Genomic DNA, 17,324 nt, shown 5'->3' with positions numbered 1-17,324 from the left:
TGCGGTGCCTCGGACGCGGGACGCGCGTCGACGAGCGACACCGCGTCGATGACGGACCCGTCGGACTGCGGTCCCTCGCCGTGGCAACCGGTTCAGCCTACCGGCTCCCCGAGCCCGTGCCGACCACGGGGCGGCACCTCATTACGCTGGCCCGGTGCCGAGCCGACCGACCACTGCGCCGGTCCGCGTCCGGGTGCCGGCCAAGGTCAACCTGCACCTCTCGGTGGGCGAGCGCCGCCCCGACGGGTACCACGAGCTCGTCAACGTCTTCCACGCCGTCGACCTCGTCGACGAGGTCGACGCCGCTCCCGCCGACACCCTGTCGCTCGGGGTGACCGGCGAGGGCGCCGCGTCGCTGCCGACCGACGGCGACAACCTGGCCTGGCGCGCGGCGACGCTGCTCGCCGAGGCGGTCGGCGTGCCGGCCGTCGCCCGGCTCGACGTGCGCAAGGCGATCCCGGTCGCCGGGGGCATGGCCGGCGGTTCGGCCGACGCCGCCGCCGCGCTGCTCGCCTGCGCCCGACTGTGGCAGCTCGACGTCTCGGTCGACGACCTGGTCTCGCTCGCCGGCCGCCTCGGCAGCGACGTCGCCTTCCCCCTCCTCGGCGGGACGGCCGTGGGCACCGGCCGCGGCGAGCTGCTCACCTCGGTGGCCGCGCCCGCCCGGCTGCACTGGGTGTTCGCGATCTCCGACACCGGCATCTCCGCCGGTGCGGCGTACGGCGAGCTCGACCGATTGCGCGACGCCGGTGCGGCTCCGTCGCCGATCGGCGCGCCGGAGGCGCTGCTCGCCGCGCTGGCGGCCGGCGACGTCGCGGCCGTTGCCGGCCGGCTCGGCAACGACCTGCAGCCCGCGGCGCTCTCCCTGGCGCCGGCGCTGCGCGACACCCTCGCCGCCGGCCGCGGCGCGCTCGCGTCGCTCGTCTCGGGGTCGGGCCCCACGTGCGCCTTCCTGTGCGAGGACGCCGCGGCAGCGACCGTCCTCGCCGCCGAGCTGGAGTCTGCCGGCGTCTGCCGGACGGCCCGGGTCGCGACGGGTCCGGCCGCCGGCGCGACGGTCGTCGGCTGATGGGCGCGCGCTGATGGCCGCGGCCAACCTCGTCAACCTCGAGGACGTCGGGAAGGCCTACGCCACCACCGTCGTCCTGGCCGGCGTCTCGCTGGGCCTCGCCGCGAACGAGCGCATCGGCGTGGTCGGGCGCAACGGCGGCGGCAAGTCGACGCTGCTGCGGCTCGTCACCGGCGAGGAGCAGCCCGACACCGGTCGGGTCACCCGTACCCGCGACCTCCGCATCGCCCGCGTGACGCAGCGTGGCGAGCTGCCCGACGGCGCGTCCGTCCGCGACGTCGTGGTCGGCGACGCCGCCACCCACGAGTGGGCCGGCGACGCCGCGGTGCGGGCGGTGCTCGGCGGGCTCGGCCTGGCGACGCTGGGGCTCGATGCCGACGTCACGCGACTCTCCGGCGGCGAGCGGCGTCGCGTGGCCCTCGCGGCGGCGCTCGTCCAGGAGGCCGACCTGCTGGTGCTCGACGAGCCCACCAACCACCTGGACGTCGAGGGCATCACCTGGCTCGCCGAGCACCTGCGCGGCCGCAAGGGCGCGCTGCTCGTCGTCACCCACGATCGCTGGTTCCTCGACGCCGTCGTCGAGCGGACGTGGGAGATCGGGGATGCGACCGTCCGCCAGTTCGACGGCGGCTACGCCGCCTACGTCCTGGCGCGGGCCGAGCGGGCCCGGCAGGCCGACGCGAGCGAGGCGCGGCGGCAGAACCTGCTGCGCAAGGAGCTCGCCTGGCTGCGCCGTGGCGCGCCGGCGCGCACGTCCAAGCCGAAGTTCCGCATCGCCGCCGCCGAGGCGCTGATCACCGACGTCCCCGAGCCCCGCAGCGGGGTCGAGCTGCGGGCGCTCGCCCAGCGCCGCCTCGGTCGGACCGTCGTCGACCTCGAGGACGTCACCGTCACCGTCGGCGGCAGCCGCACCCTGCTCGACGACGTCACCTGGCACGTCGGCCCCGGCGACCGGATCGGCGTCGTCGGCGTCAACGGCTCGGGAAAGACCCACCTGCTGCGGCTGCTGGCCGGCGAGCTCGCCCCCGACAGCGGGACGGTGACCATCGGGCAGACCGTCCACGTAGGGCACCTCACCCAGGAGCTGCGCGAGCTGCCCGAGACCCTGCGCGTGCTCGAGGCGGTCAGCGAGGTCCGCACGACCGCCGAGCTCGGCGGCGTCGAGCAGTCGGCCGGCCAGCTCGCCGAGCGCTTCGGCTTCCCCAACGAGCGGCAGTGGACGCCCGTCGGCGACCTGTCCGGCGGCGAGCGGCGACGGCTGCAGCTGCTGCGGCTGCTGCTCGTCCAGCCCAACCTGCTGCTGCTCGACGAGCCGACAAACGACCTCGACACCGACACCCTCGCCGCACTCGAGGACCTGCTCGACGCGTGGCCGGGGACGCTCGTCGTCGTCAGCCACGACCGCTATCTGCTGGAACGGGTCTGCGACACCGTCGTCGCGCTGCTCGGCGACGGCTCGCTCGCCGCCCTGCCCGGGGGCGTCGAGGAGTACCTCGCCCGCCGCTCGGCGCAGGCCGACGCCGCCGTCGCGACCGCCGCCGACGAGCGGCGCGAGCGGCGCGGCGACACCCGCGCCGCGCGCAAGGAGCTGACCCGGCTGGAGCGGCGGGTCGAGACGCTGGGCCGACGCGAGGCGACGCTGCACGAGCAGCTCGCCGCCCACGCCACCGACTACGCCCGGGTGGCCGAGCTCGACGCCGAGCTGCGCGAGGTCACCGCCGAGCGCGAGGCGGCCGAGCAGGCCTGGCTCGAGCTCGCCGACGAGCTGGGCTGACGGCTCGCCGGCCTACTCGGCGTCCGGGCGGGGGTCGGTGCGGCGCAGCGGACGGGGTTTCGCCTCGAGGTGGGCGAGCCCGTTCCAGCCCAGGTTGACCAGGTGTGCCGCGACCTCCTCGCGCTTCGGCTTGCGCTCCTCCAGCCACCACTGACCGGTCAGCGCCACCATCCCGACGAGCATCTGGGCGTACATCGGCGCGTGCTTGGTGGCGATGCCACGCCGGGCGAACTCGCGACCGAGGATGTGCTCGACCTGGTTGGCGATGTCGTTGAGCAGGGAGGAGAAGGTGCCCCGTGCGCCGGCGACCGGGGAGTCGCGCGACAGGATGCGGAAGCCGTCGGTCTCCTCCTCGATGTAGGTGAGCAGCGCGAGCGCCGCCTGCTCGACGAGCTGGTGCGGCGCCCCGCCGGACAGCGCGCGGGTCAGCCGGTCCAGGAGATCGCCCATCTCGCGGTCGACCACGACGGCGTACAGCCCCTCCTTGCCGCCGAAGTGCTCGTAGACGACGGGCTTGCTGACGCCCGCCCGAGCGGCGATCTCCTCGATCGAGGTCGCGTCGAAACCCTTCTCGGCGAACAGCGAGCGGCCGACGGCCACGAGCTGCTCGCGCCGCTCGCGGCCGGTCATTCGTACCCGGGTTCGCCCACCTGCGTCGCTCATCAGGACAAGATGGTCCCATGACCGCCCCCGGCGACACCGACGAGCTGACCTACGTCAGCTACCTGCGACTGCCCGAGCTGCTCGACTGCCAGTCGCCACGCACCGACGCGCACGACGAGCTGCTGTTCGTGATCATCCACCAGGTCTACGAGCTGTGGTTCAAGCAGATCCTGCACGAGGCCGCCCTGCTGCAGGCCCGCCTCGAGGCCGGTGACGCCACCGGGGCGCTGCAGCCGGCCCGCCGGATCGCGAAGATCCTCAAGACGATCGTGGGCCAGCTCGACGTCCTCGAGACGATGACGCCCAAGCAGTTCGCCGCGTTCCGTCCGCAGCTCGGCGGATCGAGCGGCTTCCAGTCCGAGCAGTTCCGCGAGCTGGAGGCCGTCCTCGGTCGCCGTGACCTCGACCCGTCGCGCGACGAGCGCACCGCGGCGGCCCTGCGCCGTCGCTCGGTCTTCGACTCGCTGCTGCGCTGCCTCGCGGCGGCCGGGCACGACGTCCCCCAGGCGGCCCTGGAGCGCGATCCGGCCGAGCCGTGGCCCGCCGGGGACCCCGACATCCTGCGCGTGCTCGCCGCGGTCTACGAGCACGACGGCGATCCGATCACCGGGGTGTGCGAGGCTCTCGTCGATCTCGACGAGGGCATCCAGGAATGGCGGTACCGGCACGTGAAGATGGTCGAACGGATCATCGGGGCCCGCCCCGGCACCGGCGGCTCGGCGGGTGCGGACTACCTGCGCTCGACCCTGTTCCGGCCGGCCTTCGCCGACCTGTGGCAGGTGCGCGGTGGCTGAGCCCGGCCGCGGGGTGCCCCGCGTCGACTCGCGCGACGCGGCGCTCGCGGCCGACGAGGCCGACCCGATCGCCTTCGTCCGCGCCCGCTTCGCCGTACCCGAGGACATCACCTACCTCGACGGCAACTCGCTCGGCGCCCTGCCCGTGGGCGTGCGCGACGCGGTGGCCGACACCGTGGAGCGGCAGTGGGGGCGTGACCTCGTCCGCTCCTGGAACGCGAACGGCTGGTGGACCCTGCCGGCGCGCGTCGGCGACCGCATCGGCGCACTCGTCGGGGCCGCCCCCGGGCAGGTCATGTGCGGCGACTCGACGAGCGTCCAGCTGTTCCAGGCGATCACCGCGCTCGCCCGGCTCGTGCCGCACCGGCGCACGATCGTCACCGACGGGGGCAACTTCCCCACCGACCAGTACGTCGCCGAGTCGGTGGCCCGGCTGCTCGGCGTGCGGCTGCTGCGCGTCGCGCCGCCCGACCTCGACGCCGTGCTCGCGCGGGAGGGCGGCGACGTCGCGGTCGTGGCCCTCAGCGCCGTCGACTACCGCACCGGCGAGCTCTGGGACGCGGCCGGCATCACCCGGGCCGTCCACGCCGCCGGCGGGCTCGTGCTGTGGGACCTCGCGCACGCCGCCGGGGCCGTCCCGTTCGACCTGGACGGCATCGGCGCGGACGCCGCGGTCGGCTGCTCGTACAAGTACCTCAACGGCGGCCCGGGGGCGCCGGCGTGGATCTACCTGCCCGCCCGGCACCAGGCCGCGGCCGAGCTGCCGCTCACCGGCTGGCAGGGCCATGCCGCCCCGTTCGCGCTGGAGCGGGCGTACGCCCCGGCCGCCGGCATCGAGCGGGCGCGGATCGGCACGCCGGCGGTCCTCGCGATGCGCTCGCTGGACGCCGCGCTCGACGTCTTCGACGACGTCACCATCGACGACGTCCGGGCCAAGTCGCTCGCCCTCACCGGCCTCGTCATCGACTACGCCGACGCGTTCCTACCCGGGGTCGGGGTGGCGACACCCCGCGACCCGGCCCGCCGGGGCTCGCAGGTCGCCCTCGCCCTCCCGGACGCGTACGCCGTCACGCAGGCCCTCATCGAGCGCGGCGTCATCGGTGACTTCCGCGAGCCGGACCTGCTGCGCCTCGGCTTCGCGGCGCCGTACCTGAGCTACGCGCAGGTGTGGGACGCGCTGGACACGCTGCGCGCGGTGCTGGCCGGCGGCGAGTACCGCGATCCCCGCTTCGCCACCCGCGCCCAGGTGACCTGACGCTGGCAGGTGATGGCAACAGCGACGCCGCGCCGTGCGGCGGCCGGCGACGACAACAGCAGAGTGCCGGGGAGGCGGTCAGCCGACTCGGAGCTTCTCGAGGCGCTCGGGCTTCGGCCAGCGGACGTCGGTCGCCCAGCCGAACTTCTCGAAGAGCCAGATCATGCGGGCCGACGAGTCGAGCTGGCCCTTGAGCACCCCGTGTCGGGCGGCCGTCGGGTCGGCGTGGTGCATGTTGTGCCAGCTCTCGCCGAAGCTCACGATCGCGAGCGGCCAGAAGTTGGCGCTCTTGTCGCGGGCGCTGAACGGGCGCTGGCCGATCATGTGGCAGACGGAGTTGATCGACCACGTGACGTGGTGCAGCACGAAGATCCGCACGAGCGAGGCCCAGAAGAAGGCCGAGAGGGCGCCGGCCCAGGACATCGACACCAGGCCGCCGATCGTCGCGGGGCCGAACACCGACACCAGCACCCAGACCGGGAAGAGCTTGTCGACGACCCGAATGTCCTTGTCGCGCAGCAGGTCGGGCGTGTACTTCTCGCGATTGGTGTGCTCGAGGTCGAACAGCCAGCCGATGTGGGCGAACCAGAAGCCCTTGGCGAGGCCCCTCTTGGTGTCGCCGAAGCGCCACGGCGAGTGCGGGTCGCCCTCCTTGTCGCTGAAGGCGTGGTGCCGGCGGTGGTCGGCGACCCAGCGGATCACCGGCCCCTCGATGGCCATCGACCCCGCGATCGCGAGCGCGATGCGCAGCGGGCGGTTCGCCTTGAACGAGCTGTGCGTGAACAGCCGGTGGTAGCCGACGGTGATGCCGAGGCCGGAGACGATGTAGAAGCTCAGGAACAGCACGACGTCGGTCCAGCCGAGACCCCAGCCCCACGCGACCGGGATCGCGGCGAGGAAGGCGAGGAACGGGACGATGACGAAGGTGTAGAGCATCGTCTGCTCGCCGGGCTTCTTGGTGCCCTCGAAGACGGGCTTCGGGCCCTTGGGGGCGGCTCCGGCGCTGTCGGCGCCTCCGGCGCGCTCGTCGATCAGGGTCATCGGCGACTTCCTCACGTGTGGGGGTGTGCTGCGGTGTCCGGCCGCGACCGGCTGCGCGGCTGCACCATGGCTACGCAAGCGTAACTTACGCGAGCGTAGCCAGTGAAGCCCGACGGCCGTCGCACGACGGTGGCATAGGCTGTGGCCGTCCCGTGGGGGATGGGGTAATCGGCAGCCCGCCGGCCTTTGGAGCCGTGCAGTCTCGGTTCGAGTCCGAGTCCCCCAGCCAACGCAGCCAACGGCCGACCAACGAACCGAGAGGTGTCGCCAGCCCGTGTCCGCGTTTCCCGCCGCCGTCGTCGTACTCGCTGCCGGTGAGGGCACCCGGATGCGGTCCCGGGCCCGCCCCAAGGTGTTGCACGGCTTCGCCGGACGCACGCTGCTCGGCCACGTGCTCGCCGCCGCCGCACCGCTGCGCGCCGAGCGGACCGTCGTCGTCGTCGGGCACCGCCGCGACGAGGTCACCGCGCACCTGTACGAGCTCGACGACGCCGCCGTCCCCGCGGTGCAGGACGAGCAGCGCGGCACCGGGCACGCCGTCCGGCTCGCCCTCCACGCCGTCCCCGCCGACGCGCAGGGCACGGTCGTGGTGGTCCCCGGCGACGCGCCGCTGCTCACCGACACCGCGCTCACCGCGCTGGTCACCGAGCACGTCGCCTCGGGCGCGGCCGCGACGCTGCTCACCAGCGTCGTCACCGACCCGACCGGGTACGGCCGGGTCGTCCGCGGGTCGGACGCCGCGGTGCTGCGCGTGGTCGAGCACAAGGACGCCTCCCCCGACGAGCTCGGCATCCACGAGGTCGCCACGAGCGTCTACGCCTTCGACCACGCCCTGCTGCGCGACGCCGTGTCCCGACTCTCGACCGACAACGCGCAGGGCGAGGAGTACCTCCCCGACGTCATCGCCATCTTCGTCGCCGAGGGCCGCCGCGTCGCCGCGGTCGTCGCCCCGGCCGACCAGACCGCGGGCGTGAACGACCGGGTCCAGCTCGCCGACGCGCACCGGACGTACAACCGCCGCCTCCTCGAGGCCCACATGCGCGCCGGGGTCGCCGTCGTCGACCCCGCCACGACCTGGGTGGACGCCGGCGTCGAGCTCGCGCCGGACGTCACCCTGCTGCCGTCGACGTCGCTGCACGGGACGACCCGGGTGGCCGAGGGCGCCGAGATCGGCCCGGACGTCACGCTGACCGACACCACCGTCGGCGCCGACGCCCGCGTCAGCCGCACCGTGGCGATCGACGCCACGATCGGGGCCGGCGCCTCGGTCGGTCCGTTCGCCTACCTGCGCCCGGGCGCCGCGGTCGCCGACACCGCGCACGTCGGCACGTACGTCGAGGTGAAGAACAGCTCGATCGGGCCGGGCAGCAAGGTGCCGCACCTGTCCTACGTCGGCGACGCGACGATCGGCGCACACACCAACATCGGCGCGGCCACGGTCTTCGTCAACTACGACGGGGTGACGAAGCGGCGCAGCACCGTCGGCGACCACGTCCGCGTCGGCTCGGACACCATGATCGTCGCCCCCGTCGCGATCGGCGACGGCGCCTACACGGCGGCCGGCTCGGTCATCACCCAGGACGTCCCGCCCGGTGCCATGGGGGTCGCGCGCGGCCGGCAGCGCAACGTGGCAGGCTGGGTGCAACGGCGACGCGCTGGTACCCCCGCCGCCGACGCCGCCGCGCACGCCCTCGACGACACCACCGCCGACACCACCGCCGACACCATCCGTGACGACACCGCCCGTGACGACACCGCGGTCGCCGGCGAGCGCGAAGGGGAACGCTGATGTCCACGCTCCAGGTAGCCGGTAGCAAGAGCCTGGTCCTGCTCTCCGGCGGGGCCTATCCCGAGCTCGCCGACGAGATCGCCGAGCACATCGGCGTCACCGTCACCCCGACCACGAGCCGGGCCTTCGCCAACGGCGAGCTGTTCATCCGTCCCAACGAGTCCGTGCGCGGCACCGACGCGTTCGTCGTCCAGTCGCACACGACGCCGATCAACGAGTGGGTGATGGAGAGCCTGCTGCTGGTCGACGCGCTCAAGCGGGCGTCGGCCAAGCGCATCACCGTGGTCGCGCCGTTCTACCCGTACTCGCGGCAGGACAAGAAGCACCGTGGTCGCGAGCCGATCTCGGCGCGGCTGATCGCCGACATGTTCAAGACGGCGGGCGCGAACCGGCTCATGACCGTCGACCTGCACACGGCACAGATCCAGGGCTTCTTCGACGGTCCCGTCGACCACCTGTTCGCGATGCCGCTGCTCGCCGAGTACGTCCGGGAGAAGTACGGCGACCAGGATCTCGTCGTCGTCTCCCCCGACACCGGCCGCGTCCGCACCGCCGAGCAGTGGGCCGACGAGCTCGGCGGCCTGGACCTCGCGTTCGTCCACAAGAGCCGTGACATCGACGCCGCCAACGAGGTCGTCGCCAACCGCGTCGTCGGCGAGGTGCGCGGCCGCTGCTGTCTGCTCATCGACGACATGATCGACACGGCCGGCTCGATCACGAAGGCCGCCGAGCTGCTCTTCGCCGAGGGCGCGACCGACGTCGTCATCGCCGCGACGCACGGCATCTTCTCCGGCGAGGCCACCGACCGGTTGAAGAACAGCCAGGTCGCCGAGGTGCTCGTCACCAACACGCTGCCCATCACGCCCGACCGGCAGTTCGACAAGCTGACCGTCCTGTCCATCGCCCCGCTGCTGGCGAAGGCGATCAAGGAGGTCTTCGAGGACGGCTCGGTCACCAGCCTGTTCCACGGCCGCAGCTAGCGTCCCGCGTCCCAGGCCACGGCCGTCCTCGTCCCGCCTTCCTCGGCGAGTTGGTCGACCGGAAGCGCTGTCGATCAACCAACTCGCCGAGGAAGCGGGTCAGGAGGGACGGTGCTCGGCGAGGCGGGCGAAGTCGACGACACCCAGCGTCTCGCCGCGGGCGGACGGGTCGATCCCCGCGGCCCGCAGCGCCGCCTCGGCCTGCGGCGCCGAGCCGGCCCAGCCGGCCAGCGCCGCCCGCAGCGTCTTGCGGCGCTGCGCGAAGGCGGCGTCCACCACGGCGAAGACGTCGGCACGCGACACGGCGGTCGGCGGCGGGTCCCGCCGCGCCAGCCGCACCAGGCCGGAGTCGACGTTCGGGACGGGCCAGAACACCGCCCGCGGGACGGCGCCGGCCCGGGTCGCCGTCGCGAACCACGCGGTCTTGACGCTCGGGACGCCGTACACCCGGCCACCCGGGCCCGCCACGAGCCGGTCGGCGACCTCCGCCTGCACCATCACCAGGCCCCGCCGCAGCGTCGGCAGCACGGTCAGCAGGTGCAGGACGACGGGCACGGCCACGTTGTAGGGAAGGTTCGCCACCAGCGCCGTGGGGGGCGGCCCCGGCAGCTCGGTCAGCCGCAACGCGTCACGCGTGACGACCGTGAGCTCGGCCCGGGGCAGCCGCGGCGCCACCGTGGCCGGCAGCGCGTCGGCCAGCACCGGGTCGATCTCGACCGCGGTCACCGGATGACCGGCGGCCAGCAGGCCGAGGGTCAGCGAACCCAGCCCCGGCCCGACCTCCAGCACGCCCTCACCCTCGTCGAGCTGCGCCGTGCGGACGATGCGGCGGATCGTGTTGGGGTCGTGCAGGAAGTTCTGGCCCAGCGTCTTGGTCGGCCGGACGCCGAGACGGTCGGCAAGCGTCCGGACGTCGGCCGGTCCGAGGAGCGCGTCGCTCACCCGGTCGACGCGGCGGGAGCCGCGAGCCGGTCGAGGGCGAGCTTGGCGTAGAGCGCCGCCCCGGCCGGCAGCACCGCCTCGTCGAACACGGCCAGGGGCGAGTGGTTGAACGGCGCGGTGTCCGGGTCGGCCCCGGGCGGGGTGGCGCCGAGGAACGCCATCGCGCCGGGGACCTCGGCGAGCACGCGGGAGAAGTCCTCCGAGCCGGTGTGCGGGTCGGGCATGAGCAGGGTCGCCGGCGTCCCGAACAGCTCGGCGGCCGTCGCGCCCAGGAAGTCGGTCATGGCCACGTCGTTGACGGTCACCGGGTACAGCGACTCGTACTCGACCTCGGCCCGCAGCCCGTGTGCCGCCGCGATCCCCTCGCACAGCCGCACCGCACGCTCGCTCAGGGCGTGTTGGTGCTCGGGCGAGAACGAGCGGACGGTGGCGTCGAAGTGGGCGCGCTCGGGGATGATGTTGTGCTGCGTGCCGGCGTGCAGGTTGCCGACGGTGATCACCACCGGGTCGAAGACGTCGAACTGCCGCGTGACCATCGTCTGCAGCGCGGTGACGATCTCCGCGGTCACCGCGACCGGGTCCTGCGCGCGGTGCGGATTCGAGGCGTGGCCGCCGGTGCCCACCACCGTGACGTGCAGGGTGTCCGCGGCCGACATCATCGGCCCCGGCCGCAGCGCGACCACGCCGCTGGGGACCGTCGCGGCGGTCACGTGCATGAAGAACGCCGCCTCGGCGCGCGGGCCTGCGGCATCCAGCACGCCGTCGGCGATCATGTGCCCGGCGCCGTCGTAGCCCTCCTCGCCGGGCTGGAACATCAGGACGACGTCGCCGTCGAGCTCGTCGCGGTGCGTCGCGAGCAGCCGCGCCGCCCCGATCAGCATCGTGGTGTGCAGATCGTGCCCGCAGGCGTGCATCGTGCCGGTGGTCGCGGCGAAGTCGAGGCCGGTCTCCTCGGTCACCGGCAGGCCGTCCATGTCCGCGCGCAGCAGCACCGATCTGCCGGTCGGTCGACCGCGCAGGACGGCCACGACCGAGCCCAGCCCGGCCGGGCCGGTGGCGATCTCCAGCGGCAGCCCGTCGAGCTCGGCAAGCACCCGCTGCTGGGTGCGCGGCAGCTCGAGGCCGAGCTCGGGATCGCGGTGCAGCGCCCGCCGCAGCGTCACCAGGTCGTCGTGCCGGGCACGAGCCTCGGCGAGCAGGTCGGTGGCCACGCGCCGACCCTATCCCTCGTCCCGCCGCGCCCTACTCCGCGACGAGCACGTCGACGCCGGCGGCCGACACCTGCTCGACGATCTCGGGCGCCGCGGCCGAATCGGTGACGAGGGTGTCGACGTCGTCCAGCGACGCCAGCACCGTCGGGCCGCGCCGGCCGAGCTTGCTCGCGTCGGCGAGCACCATCAGCGCGTCGGTGTGACGCAGCATCCCGTGCTGGTAGCCGGCCTGGATGATCTTCGCGCCGGTCACGCCGACCGCCGGGTGTACGCCGTACGCACCGGCCACGATCACGTCGACGTGCAGGTCGGCCATGTTGGCCTCGGTCAGCGGCCCCAGCAGCGTCATCTGGTCGCGGTGCAGGTACCCGCCGAGCAGCAGCACCGAGACGTCGGCCGCGTGCCGCAGCCCGTGGGCGATCTCCAACCCGTTGGTGACGACGGTGAGCCGCCGCCGGACCAGGTGCGGCAGCAGGGCGCCGGTCGTGGAGCCGGCGAGCACCATGATCGTCGCACCGTCGGGCAGCTGCTGCGCCGCCCGGGCGCCGATGCGCGCCTTGACGTCGGCCGACACGCCCTCGGCGGCAGCACGGTCCTCCCCCTCGCCGGCGGGCGCGCCGGCGGGGTCGGTCGCGGACTCGACGTACGCGCCGCCGCGCGCGCGGCGCAGCAGCCCGCGCGCCTCGAGCTCGGCCAGGTCGCGCCGGACGGTCCACGCGCTGACCCCGAGCAGCCGCGCGAGGTGCTCGACCTGCGCGGTGCCCTCGCGGTGGACGTGTTCCAGCACACGGCGGCGGCGGTCGGGAACGAGCATGGCGGTGTCGAGCGTCGCCTATCGGGCCCCGATCGTCATCTTCGACACTCGCAATTCGGCTGCCCGTGCCTGCCCGGGGTTGCACACTGCTGCTCTATCTGCTCGCATATGCACAGTGATGCCCGTACGTGCCCGTAAGTCAACCCACCTCGTGGAGGCCAGTGACATGCCGACCCTGCTGTTCGGATCCATCAGCACGCTCGTCGACACCTCGGAACTGCAGCGGGCGGCGTTCAACGTCGCCTTCGACCGGCACGGCCTGCCGTGGACATGGGGACGCGACGAGTACCGCGAGCTGCTGACCGGCAACGGCGGCCGGCAGCGCATCGCCGACTACGCCGAGGAGCAGGGCACGCAGGTCGACGCGACGGCGGTGCACGAGACGAAGTCCGAGCTGTTCCGCGAGTCCCTGCGCTCGAGCCCGCTCGGGCTGCGCCCCGGCGTCGCCGACACACTGCAGGCCGCCCGGGAGCAGGGCTGGCGGGTGGCGCTCGTGACGACGACGTCGCGCGAGAACCTCGACGCGCTCTTCGACGGCGTCGACGGCCTCTCGGCGGCCGACTTCGAGGTCGTCACCGACACGTCGTCGGTCGAGCAGGGCAAGCCCGACCCCGCGGTCTACACATTCGCGCTCGGCGAGCTGGGCGAGCCGGCCGGCGCTGCCGTGGCGGTCGAGGACAACGTGGGCGGCGTCCGGTCCGCGCAGGCGGCCGGCGTCGCCTGCGTGGCCTTCGCCAACGAGAACACGGTGATGCACGACTTCGGCGACACGCCGCGCGTGACCCGCCTGGCGCTCGACGATCTCGCCGGGCTCGTGGCGGAGCGCGCGTGACCACCGCCGCGCCGGCACCCCGGCTCACGACGTCCGAGACCGCCTTCCGGGTCGAGGCGTGGGAGCGCATCGAGTACTCCCTGGACTACGTGGACGGCGTCTTCGCGCCCGACAACCCCGCCCTGGCCGACGTGTACCGACCGTGGGGACGCTGCCTGGCCGTGCTCGACGCCACCGTGCACGACCTGTACGGCGACGACCTGCGCGCGTACTTCGAGCACCACGACATCGCGCTGAGCACCGTGCCCATGGTCATCAACGAGACCGACAAGACGATGCGCACCGCCGAGCGCGTCGTCGACGCGTTCGGCGAGTTCGGCCTGGTGCGCAAGGAGCCGGTGCTGGTCATCGGCGGCGGCCTCACCACCGACGTCGTCGGCTTCGCCTGCTCGATGTTCCGGCGGGCGACCAACTACGTCCGCATCCCGACCACGCTCATCGGCCTCGTCGACGCCAGCGTGGCGATCAAGGTGGCGGTCAACCACGGCAAGGCGAAGAACCGGCTCGGCGCGTTCCACGCGTCGCAGCGCGTGATCCTGGACTTCGGCTTCCTGCGCACGCTGCCGCCGGACCAGGTCCGCAACGGGATGGCCGAGCTCGTCAAGATCGCCACCGTCGGCAACGGCGAGATCTTCGACCTGCTCGAGAAGTACGGCGAGGATCTGCTGCGCACCCGCTTCGGCCATCTCGACGGGACGCCGGAGCTGCGGCAGATCGCGCGGCGCGTCACCCACGAGGCGATCCGCACGATGCTCGAGCTCGAGGTGCCCAACCTGCAGGAGCTCGACCTCGACCGCGTCATCGCGTTCGGCCACACGTGGAGCCCGACGCTCGAGCTCGCCCCCGACCGGCCGTACTTCCACGGTCACGCGATCGCGGTCGACATGGCGCTGTCGACGACGCTGGCCGAGCGCCGCGGCTACCTCGCGGCCAGCGAACGCGACCGCATCTTCTGGCTGTTCAGTCGGCTGGGGTTGAGCCTGGACAGCCCGTACCTCACGCCGGAGCTGCTGGCGCGCGCGACGGCGGCGATCGTGCAGACGCGCGACGGCAGCCTGCGGGCCGCGCTGCCGCACCCGATCGGGGCCTGCACCTTCGCCAGCGACGTGACGACCGAGGAGCTGACCGACGCCCTCGCGGCGCACCGGGAGCTCGTCGCGCGCTACCCGCGTGGCGGCGCGGGCGAGTCGCCGTTCCGCTCGTGACCGCCGCGCGCCCCGCCGCCCCGCCGGTCCCCCGGCCGGTGACTCCGGCCGGCATCGTCGCGGAGCGCCTCGCCGCGCTCGCCGCCCGGGCGGCCGCGCTGCCCGGCAGCGACCCCGGGCTCGTCGCCGAGCTGCGGGGGATCGCCGAGCTCGCGGGCGGGATCGAGCCCTACACCCGGCAGTGCACCACGCCGGAGTCGCCCGACCTGGCCGAGCTCGCGCGACGGACCCGGTCGCACGACTGGTCCGCCGCCGGCGGCGGGTTGGAGCAGGAGATGCTCTCCGGGCACGTCGAGGGGCGCTTCCTGGCCGTGCTGGTCCGCGCGACCCGCGCCCGGCGCGTCCTCGACATCGGCATGTTCACCGGCTACTCGGCGCTCGCGATGGCCGAGGCGTTGGCGTATTCCGCCGCGGGCGGCCGCGTCGTGGCCTGCGAGCGGGACGCGGCGGTCGCCGACCTCGCCCGGGCCGCGTTCGCGACCGCCGCCGCCGGCGAGCTGGTCGACATCCGCGTCGGGCCTGCGGCCACGACCCTCGACGACCTCGCCGCCGCGGGCGAGACGTTCGACCTGGTCTTCGTCGACGCCGACAAGGCCGGCTACCGGGACTACGTGGACACCGTGCTGCGGACGGGCCTCCTCGCCGAGCACGGGCTGCTGTGCATCGACAACACGCTGCTGCAGGGTCAGCCGTGGACCGGTGACGGCGGCCCGAACGGCGGCCACGAGAACGGCGGCCACGAGAACGGCGGCCACGAGAACGGTGTCGCCGTCGCCGCGTTCAACGACTGGCTCGCGGCGGACCCGCGCGTCGACCAGGTCGTGGTGCCGCTGCGCGACGGCATCACGCTGGCGTGCCGGACGGCCCGTCGATGACCGAGACGCTGCTCGACCCCCTCGGCGTCGAGGTCACGGGCGTGCAGGTCGGCGCGGTCGACGACGACACCGTCGCCCGCTGGCGCGGGCTGCTCGCAGAGCACGGCGTGCTCGTGCTGCGCGACCAGCTCGTCGACGACGCGGGGTTCCTGGCTTTCCTGCGCCGCTTCGGCGAGCCGGTGTTCACCGTCGGCGAGACCGCGGTGCCCGGCTTCCCCGACCTCAACGTGGTCAGCAACGTGGGGCGCGCCAGCGCTCCGCGCAGCTCCTTCCACGTCGACACGAGCTACGTCAGCCGGCCGCCGTCGCTGACCGCGCTACGCGCGGTCACCGTCCCGGCCGAAGGTGGCGAGACGCTGTTCAGCGACCAGTACCGCGCCTACGAGACGCTCTCCCCGGCGCTGCGCGACCACCTCTCGGGCCGCACCGTCCGCCACGCCGTCACCGGGGTCGACCCCGGCGATGAGCAGGAGCACGAGGCCCACCACCCGCTGTTCCGGCACCACGACGTATCGGGGCGGACGTCGCTCTACCTGTCCACGCCCGAACGGTGCACGACGATCAGCGGGCTGCCCGACGACGCGGCCCGAGCCCTCGTCCACCACCTCTACGAGCACTCGACCATCGCGGCGAACGTCCTGCGGCACCGCTGGCGCCCCGGTGACGTCGTCGTCTGGGACAACGGCTGCGTCCTGCACAAGGCCGACCACTCCGGCGTCGTCGGCGACCGCGTGCTGCACCGCGGCATGGTGCGATGAGCGGGCACGACCCGCGACAGACCGCACGGACGGTGGGCGCGCTCGCGCTGCTGACCGCGGCGCTGCCGGCCAACCTCGCGCTCACCGCGGCGGCACTGGCCCGCACCGCGCTGCGCCCCCCGCCCGCGCCGCCGGTTCCGGACCGGCGCCGGACCGTGCTCGTCAGCGGCGGCAAGATGACCAAGGCGCTGCAGCTGTGCCGCTCGTTCCACGCCGCCGGGCACCGCGTGATCCTGGTCGAGACCGCCGCGTACCGGCTGACCGGTCATCGCTTCTCCCGCGCGGTCGACGCCTTCCACGTCGTCCCGCGCCCCGAGGACCCCGGGTACGCGCAGGCGCTGCTCGACGTCGTGCGGGCCGAGGGCGTCGACCTGTACGTCCCGGTGTGCAGCCCGGCCGCGAGCCGGTACGACGCCGACGCCGCCGCGCTGCTCGCGCCGCACTGCGAGGTGCTGCACCTCGACGGCGACGCCGTGCGCATGCTCGACGACAAGTACGAGTTCGCGCGGACGGCGGCGAAGCTCGGTCTCGACGTTCCCGACACCCACCTCGTCACGTCCGCGGACGACGTCCCCGAGCGCGTGGACGGCGCCGCCGCCCCCTACGTGCTCAAGAACCTCGCCTACGACCCGGTGAACCGTCTCGACCTCACTCCGCTGCCGCGCCCGACGCCGGAACGGACGCTCGCCTTCGCGCGGTCCAAGCCGATCTCGCCCGAACGGCCGTGGATCGTGCAGTCGCTGCTGGCCGGGCAGGAGTACTGCACCCACAGCACGGTGCGCGACGGGCGCGTCCTCGTCTGGGCGTGCTGCGCCTCCTCGGCGTTCCAGGTCAACTACGCGATGGTCGAGCAGCCCGAGATCGAGCGCTGGGTGCGCGACTTCGTCGGCCCGTTGCGGCTGACCGGGCAGGTCAGCTTCGACTTCATCGCCGGCCCGGACGGCCGGGTCCGCGCGATCGAGTGCAACCCGCGCACGCACTCGGCGATCACGATGTTCCACGACCACCCCGACCTCGCCGCCGCCTACCTCGGCGAGCTCGGCGACACCGCCCCGCTGCGGCCGTTGCCCGGCTCGCGACCGACGTACTGGCTCTACCACGAGCTGTGGCGCGTGCTGCGCCGGCCGTCGACCGCGGCCGAGCGGTGGCGCGTCGTGCGCGCGGGCACCGACGCCGTCTTCGACCGGGACGACCCGCTGCCGTTCCTGCTCGTGCACCACCTGCAGGTCCCGGTCCTGCTCCTGCGTGCACTGCGCCGCGGCACGCGGTGGACCCGCATCGACTTCAACATCGGCAAGCTCGTCGAGCCCGGGGGCGACTGA

Annotated in this window: 16 protein-coding genes and 1 tRNA gene; 12 read left to right on the top strand and 5 right to left on the bottom strand. The window is 73.8% G+C overall.

The genetic code is table 11. The features are described 5' to 3' along the window. Positions 1 to 154 precede the first annotated feature (154 nt). Both BUE29_RS20500 and BUE29_RS20495 read left to right on the top strand, forming a co-directional pair. The gene (locus tag BUE29_RS20500) at positions 155 to 1,069 is read left to right on the top strand and encodes a 4-(cytidine 5'-diphospho)-2-C-methyl-D-erythritol kinase (RefSeq protein ID WP_073392322.1); all 915 of its coding nucleotides are present in this window, start codon (positions 155 to 157) and stop codon (positions 1,067 to 1,069) included. Between the two features lie 13 nt (positions 1,070 to 1,082). After that, positions 1,083 to 2,843 carry an ABC-F family ATP-binding cassette domain-containing protein gene (locus tag BUE29_RS20495; protein WP_073392321.1) on the top strand — a complete coding sequence of 587 codons (1,761 nt, stop codon included), beginning with the start codon at positions 1,083 to 1,085 and terminating at the stop codon, positions 2,841 to 2,843. Positions 2,844 to 2,855: 12 nt separating this feature from the next. Here the strand turns inward: BUE29_RS20495 and BUE29_RS20490 are convergent, their stop codons facing one another. Continuing rightward, a complete protein-coding gene (locus BUE29_RS20490; RefSeq protein WP_073392320.1) occupies positions 2,856 to 3,506 on the bottom strand; it encodes a TetR/AcrR family transcriptional regulator in 651 nt (216 codons plus the stop codon). 17 nt (positions 3,507 to 3,523) lie between these two features. On the opposite strand from BUE29_RS20490, the gene BUE29_RS20485 reads away from it, so the two are divergent. Together BUE29_RS20485 and kynU are read left to right on the top strand one after the other, a co-directional pair. Further along, complete coding sequence (locus BUE29_RS20485) at positions 3,524 to 4,300, top strand: tryptophan 2,3-dioxygenase (protein ID WP_073392319.1); 777 nt, start codon at positions 3,524 to 3,526, stop codon at positions 4,298 to 4,300. Beyond that, positions 4,293 to 5,555, top strand: coding sequence for a kynureninase (gene kynU / locus BUE29_RS20480; RefSeq protein ID WP_200800345.1), 1,263 nt, complete (start codon positions 4,293 to 4,295; stop codon positions 5,553 to 5,555). Before BUE29_RS20485 ends, kynU begins: the two co-directional genes overlap by 8 nt. A gap of 78 nt (positions 5,556 to 5,633) precedes the next feature. Here the strand turns inward: kynU and BUE29_RS20475 are convergent, their stop codons facing one another. Further along, entirely contained in the window at positions 5,634 to 6,596 is a 963-nt protein-coding gene (locus BUE29_RS20475) for an acyl-CoA desaturase (RefSeq protein ID WP_073392318.1), read from the bottom strand. Between the two features lie 153 nt (positions 6,597 to 6,749). Between BUE29_RS20475 and BUE29_RS20470 the strand changes: the two genes are divergently transcribed. From BUE29_RS20470 to BUE29_RS20460, 3 genes are all read left to right on the top strand, one after another. Then, positions 6,750 to 6,825: transfer RNA gene (locus tag BUE29_RS20470), tRNA-Gln, on the top strand. A 45-nt stretch (positions 6,826 to 6,870) separates the two neighbouring features. Further along, positions 6,871 to 8,385: a bifunctional UDP-N-acetylglucosamine diphosphorylase/glucosamine-1-phosphate N-acetyltransferase GlmU gene (glmU, locus tag BUE29_RS20465; protein WP_073392317.1), complete on the top strand. Its 1,515-nt coding sequence runs from the start codon at positions 6,871 to 6,873 to the stop codon at positions 8,383 to 8,385. Then, on the top strand, positions 8,385 to 9,365 hold the full coding sequence (locus BUE29_RS20460) for a ribose-phosphate diphosphokinase (protein WP_073392316.1): 981 nt from the start codon (positions 8,385 to 8,387) through the stop codon (positions 9,363 to 9,365). The genes glmU and BUE29_RS20460 overlap by 1 nt, the downstream gene beginning before the upstream one ends. A gap of 99 nt (positions 9,366 to 9,464) precedes the next feature. On the opposite strand, the gene rsmA is transcribed toward BUE29_RS20460, so the two are convergent. Genes rsmA through BUE29_RS20445 form a run of 3 tightly spaced genes read right to left on the bottom strand, consistent with a single transcriptional unit; the run spans position 9,465 to position 12,332 of the window. Further along, on the bottom strand, positions 9,465 to 10,307 hold the full coding sequence (rsmA, locus tag BUE29_RS20455) for a 16S rRNA (adenine(1518)-N(6)/adenine(1519)-N(6))-dimethyltransferase RsmA (protein WP_073392315.1): 843 nt from the start codon (positions 10,305 to 10,307) through the stop codon (positions 9,465 to 9,467). Continuing rightward, a complete protein-coding gene (locus BUE29_RS20450; RefSeq protein ID WP_073392314.1) occupies positions 10,304 to 11,518 on the bottom strand; it encodes a M20 metallopeptidase family protein in 1,215 nt (404 codons plus the stop codon). The genes rsmA and BUE29_RS20450 overlap by 4 nt, the downstream gene beginning before the upstream one ends. A 31-nt stretch (positions 11,519 to 11,549) precedes the next feature. Next, complete coding sequence (locus BUE29_RS20445) at positions 11,550 to 12,332, bottom strand: DeoR/GlpR family DNA-binding transcription regulator (RefSeq protein ID WP_073392313.1); 783 nt, start codon at positions 12,330 to 12,332, stop codon at positions 11,550 to 11,552. 166 nt (positions 12,333 to 12,498) lie between these two features. Here BUE29_RS20445 and BUE29_RS20440 point away from each other — a divergent pair, with 166 nt between their 5' ends. Genes BUE29_RS20440 through BUE29_RS20420 form a run of 5 tightly spaced genes read left to right on the top strand, consistent with a single transcriptional unit; the run spans position 12,499 to position 17,324 of the window. Beyond that, entirely contained in the window at positions 12,499 to 13,164 is a 666-nt protein-coding gene (locus BUE29_RS20440) for an HAD family hydrolase (protein ID WP_073392371.1), read from the top strand. After that, a complete protein-coding gene (locus BUE29_RS20435) occupies positions 13,161 to 14,369 on the top strand; it encodes a sedoheptulose 7-phosphate cyclase (RefSeq protein WP_073392312.1) in 1,209 nt (402 codons plus the stop codon). Before BUE29_RS20440 ends, BUE29_RS20435 begins: the two co-directional genes overlap by 4 nt. Further along, complete coding sequence (locus BUE29_RS20430; RefSeq protein WP_073392311.1) at positions 14,366 to 15,244, top strand: O-methyltransferase; 879 nt, start codon at positions 14,366 to 14,368, stop codon at positions 15,242 to 15,244. Before BUE29_RS20435 ends, BUE29_RS20430 begins: the two co-directional genes overlap by 4 nt. Continuing rightward, a complete protein-coding gene (locus tag BUE29_RS20425; RefSeq protein ID WP_073392370.1) occupies positions 15,241 to 16,002 on the top strand; it encodes a TauD/TfdA dioxygenase family protein in 762 nt (253 codons plus the stop codon). Before BUE29_RS20430 ends, BUE29_RS20425 begins: the two co-directional genes overlap by 4 nt. Continuing rightward, on the top strand, positions 15,999 to 17,324 hold the full coding sequence (locus BUE29_RS20420) for an ATP-grasp domain-containing protein (protein WP_073392310.1): 1,326 nt from the start codon (positions 15,999 to 16,001) through the stop codon (positions 17,322 to 17,324). The genes BUE29_RS20425 and BUE29_RS20420 overlap by 4 nt, the downstream gene beginning before the upstream one ends.

Source organism: Jatrophihabitans endophyticus, from assembly GCF_900129455.1.
GTDB classification, from domain to species: Bacteria; Actinomycetota; Actinomycetes; order Mycobacteriales; family Jatrophihabitantaceae; genus Jatrophihabitans; species Jatrophihabitans endophyticus.
The sequence above is the reverse complement of the archived record's forward strand: the minus strand, read 5'-3'. Positions and strand labels throughout refer to the sequence as shown.

Excerpts from the sequence above, each read along its gene's own strand:
- BUE29_RS20495 (WP_073392321.1), top strand. The coding sequence starts at position 1,083 with ATGGCCGCGGCCAACCTCGTCAACCTCGAGGACGTCGGGAAGGCCTAC.
- BUE29_RS20490 (WP_073392320.1), bottom strand. The coding sequence starts at position 3,506 with ATGAGCGACGCAGGTGGGCGAACCCGGGTACGAATGACCGGCCGCGAG.
- BUE29_RS20485 (WP_073392319.1), top strand. The coding sequence starts at position 3,524 with ATGACCGCCCCCGGCGACACCGACGAGCTGACCTACGTCAGCTACCTG.
- BUE29_RS20475 (WP_073392318.1), bottom strand. The coding sequence starts at position 6,596 with ATGACCCTGATCGACGAGCGCGCCGGAGGCGCCGACAGCGCCGGAGCC.
- BUE29_RS20460 (WP_073392316.1), top strand. The coding sequence starts at position 8,385 with ATGTCCACGCTCCAGGTAGCCGGTAGCAAGAGCCTGGTCCTGCTCTCC.
- BUE29_RS20445 (WP_073392313.1), bottom strand. The coding sequence starts at position 12,332 with ATGCTCGTTCCCGACCGCCGCCGCCGTGTGCTGGAACACGTCCACCGC.
- BUE29_RS20440 (WP_073392371.1), top strand. The coding sequence starts at position 12,499 with ATGCCGACCCTGCTGTTCGGATCCATCAGCACGCTCGTCGACACCTCG.
- BUE29_RS20425 (WP_073392370.1), top strand. The coding sequence starts at position 15,241 with ATGACCGAGACGCTGCTCGACCCCCTCGGCGTCGAGGTCACGGGCGTG.
- BUE29_RS20420 (WP_073392310.1), top strand. The coding sequence starts at position 15,999 with ATGAGCGGGCACGACCCGCGACAGACCGCACGGACGGTGGGCGCGCTC.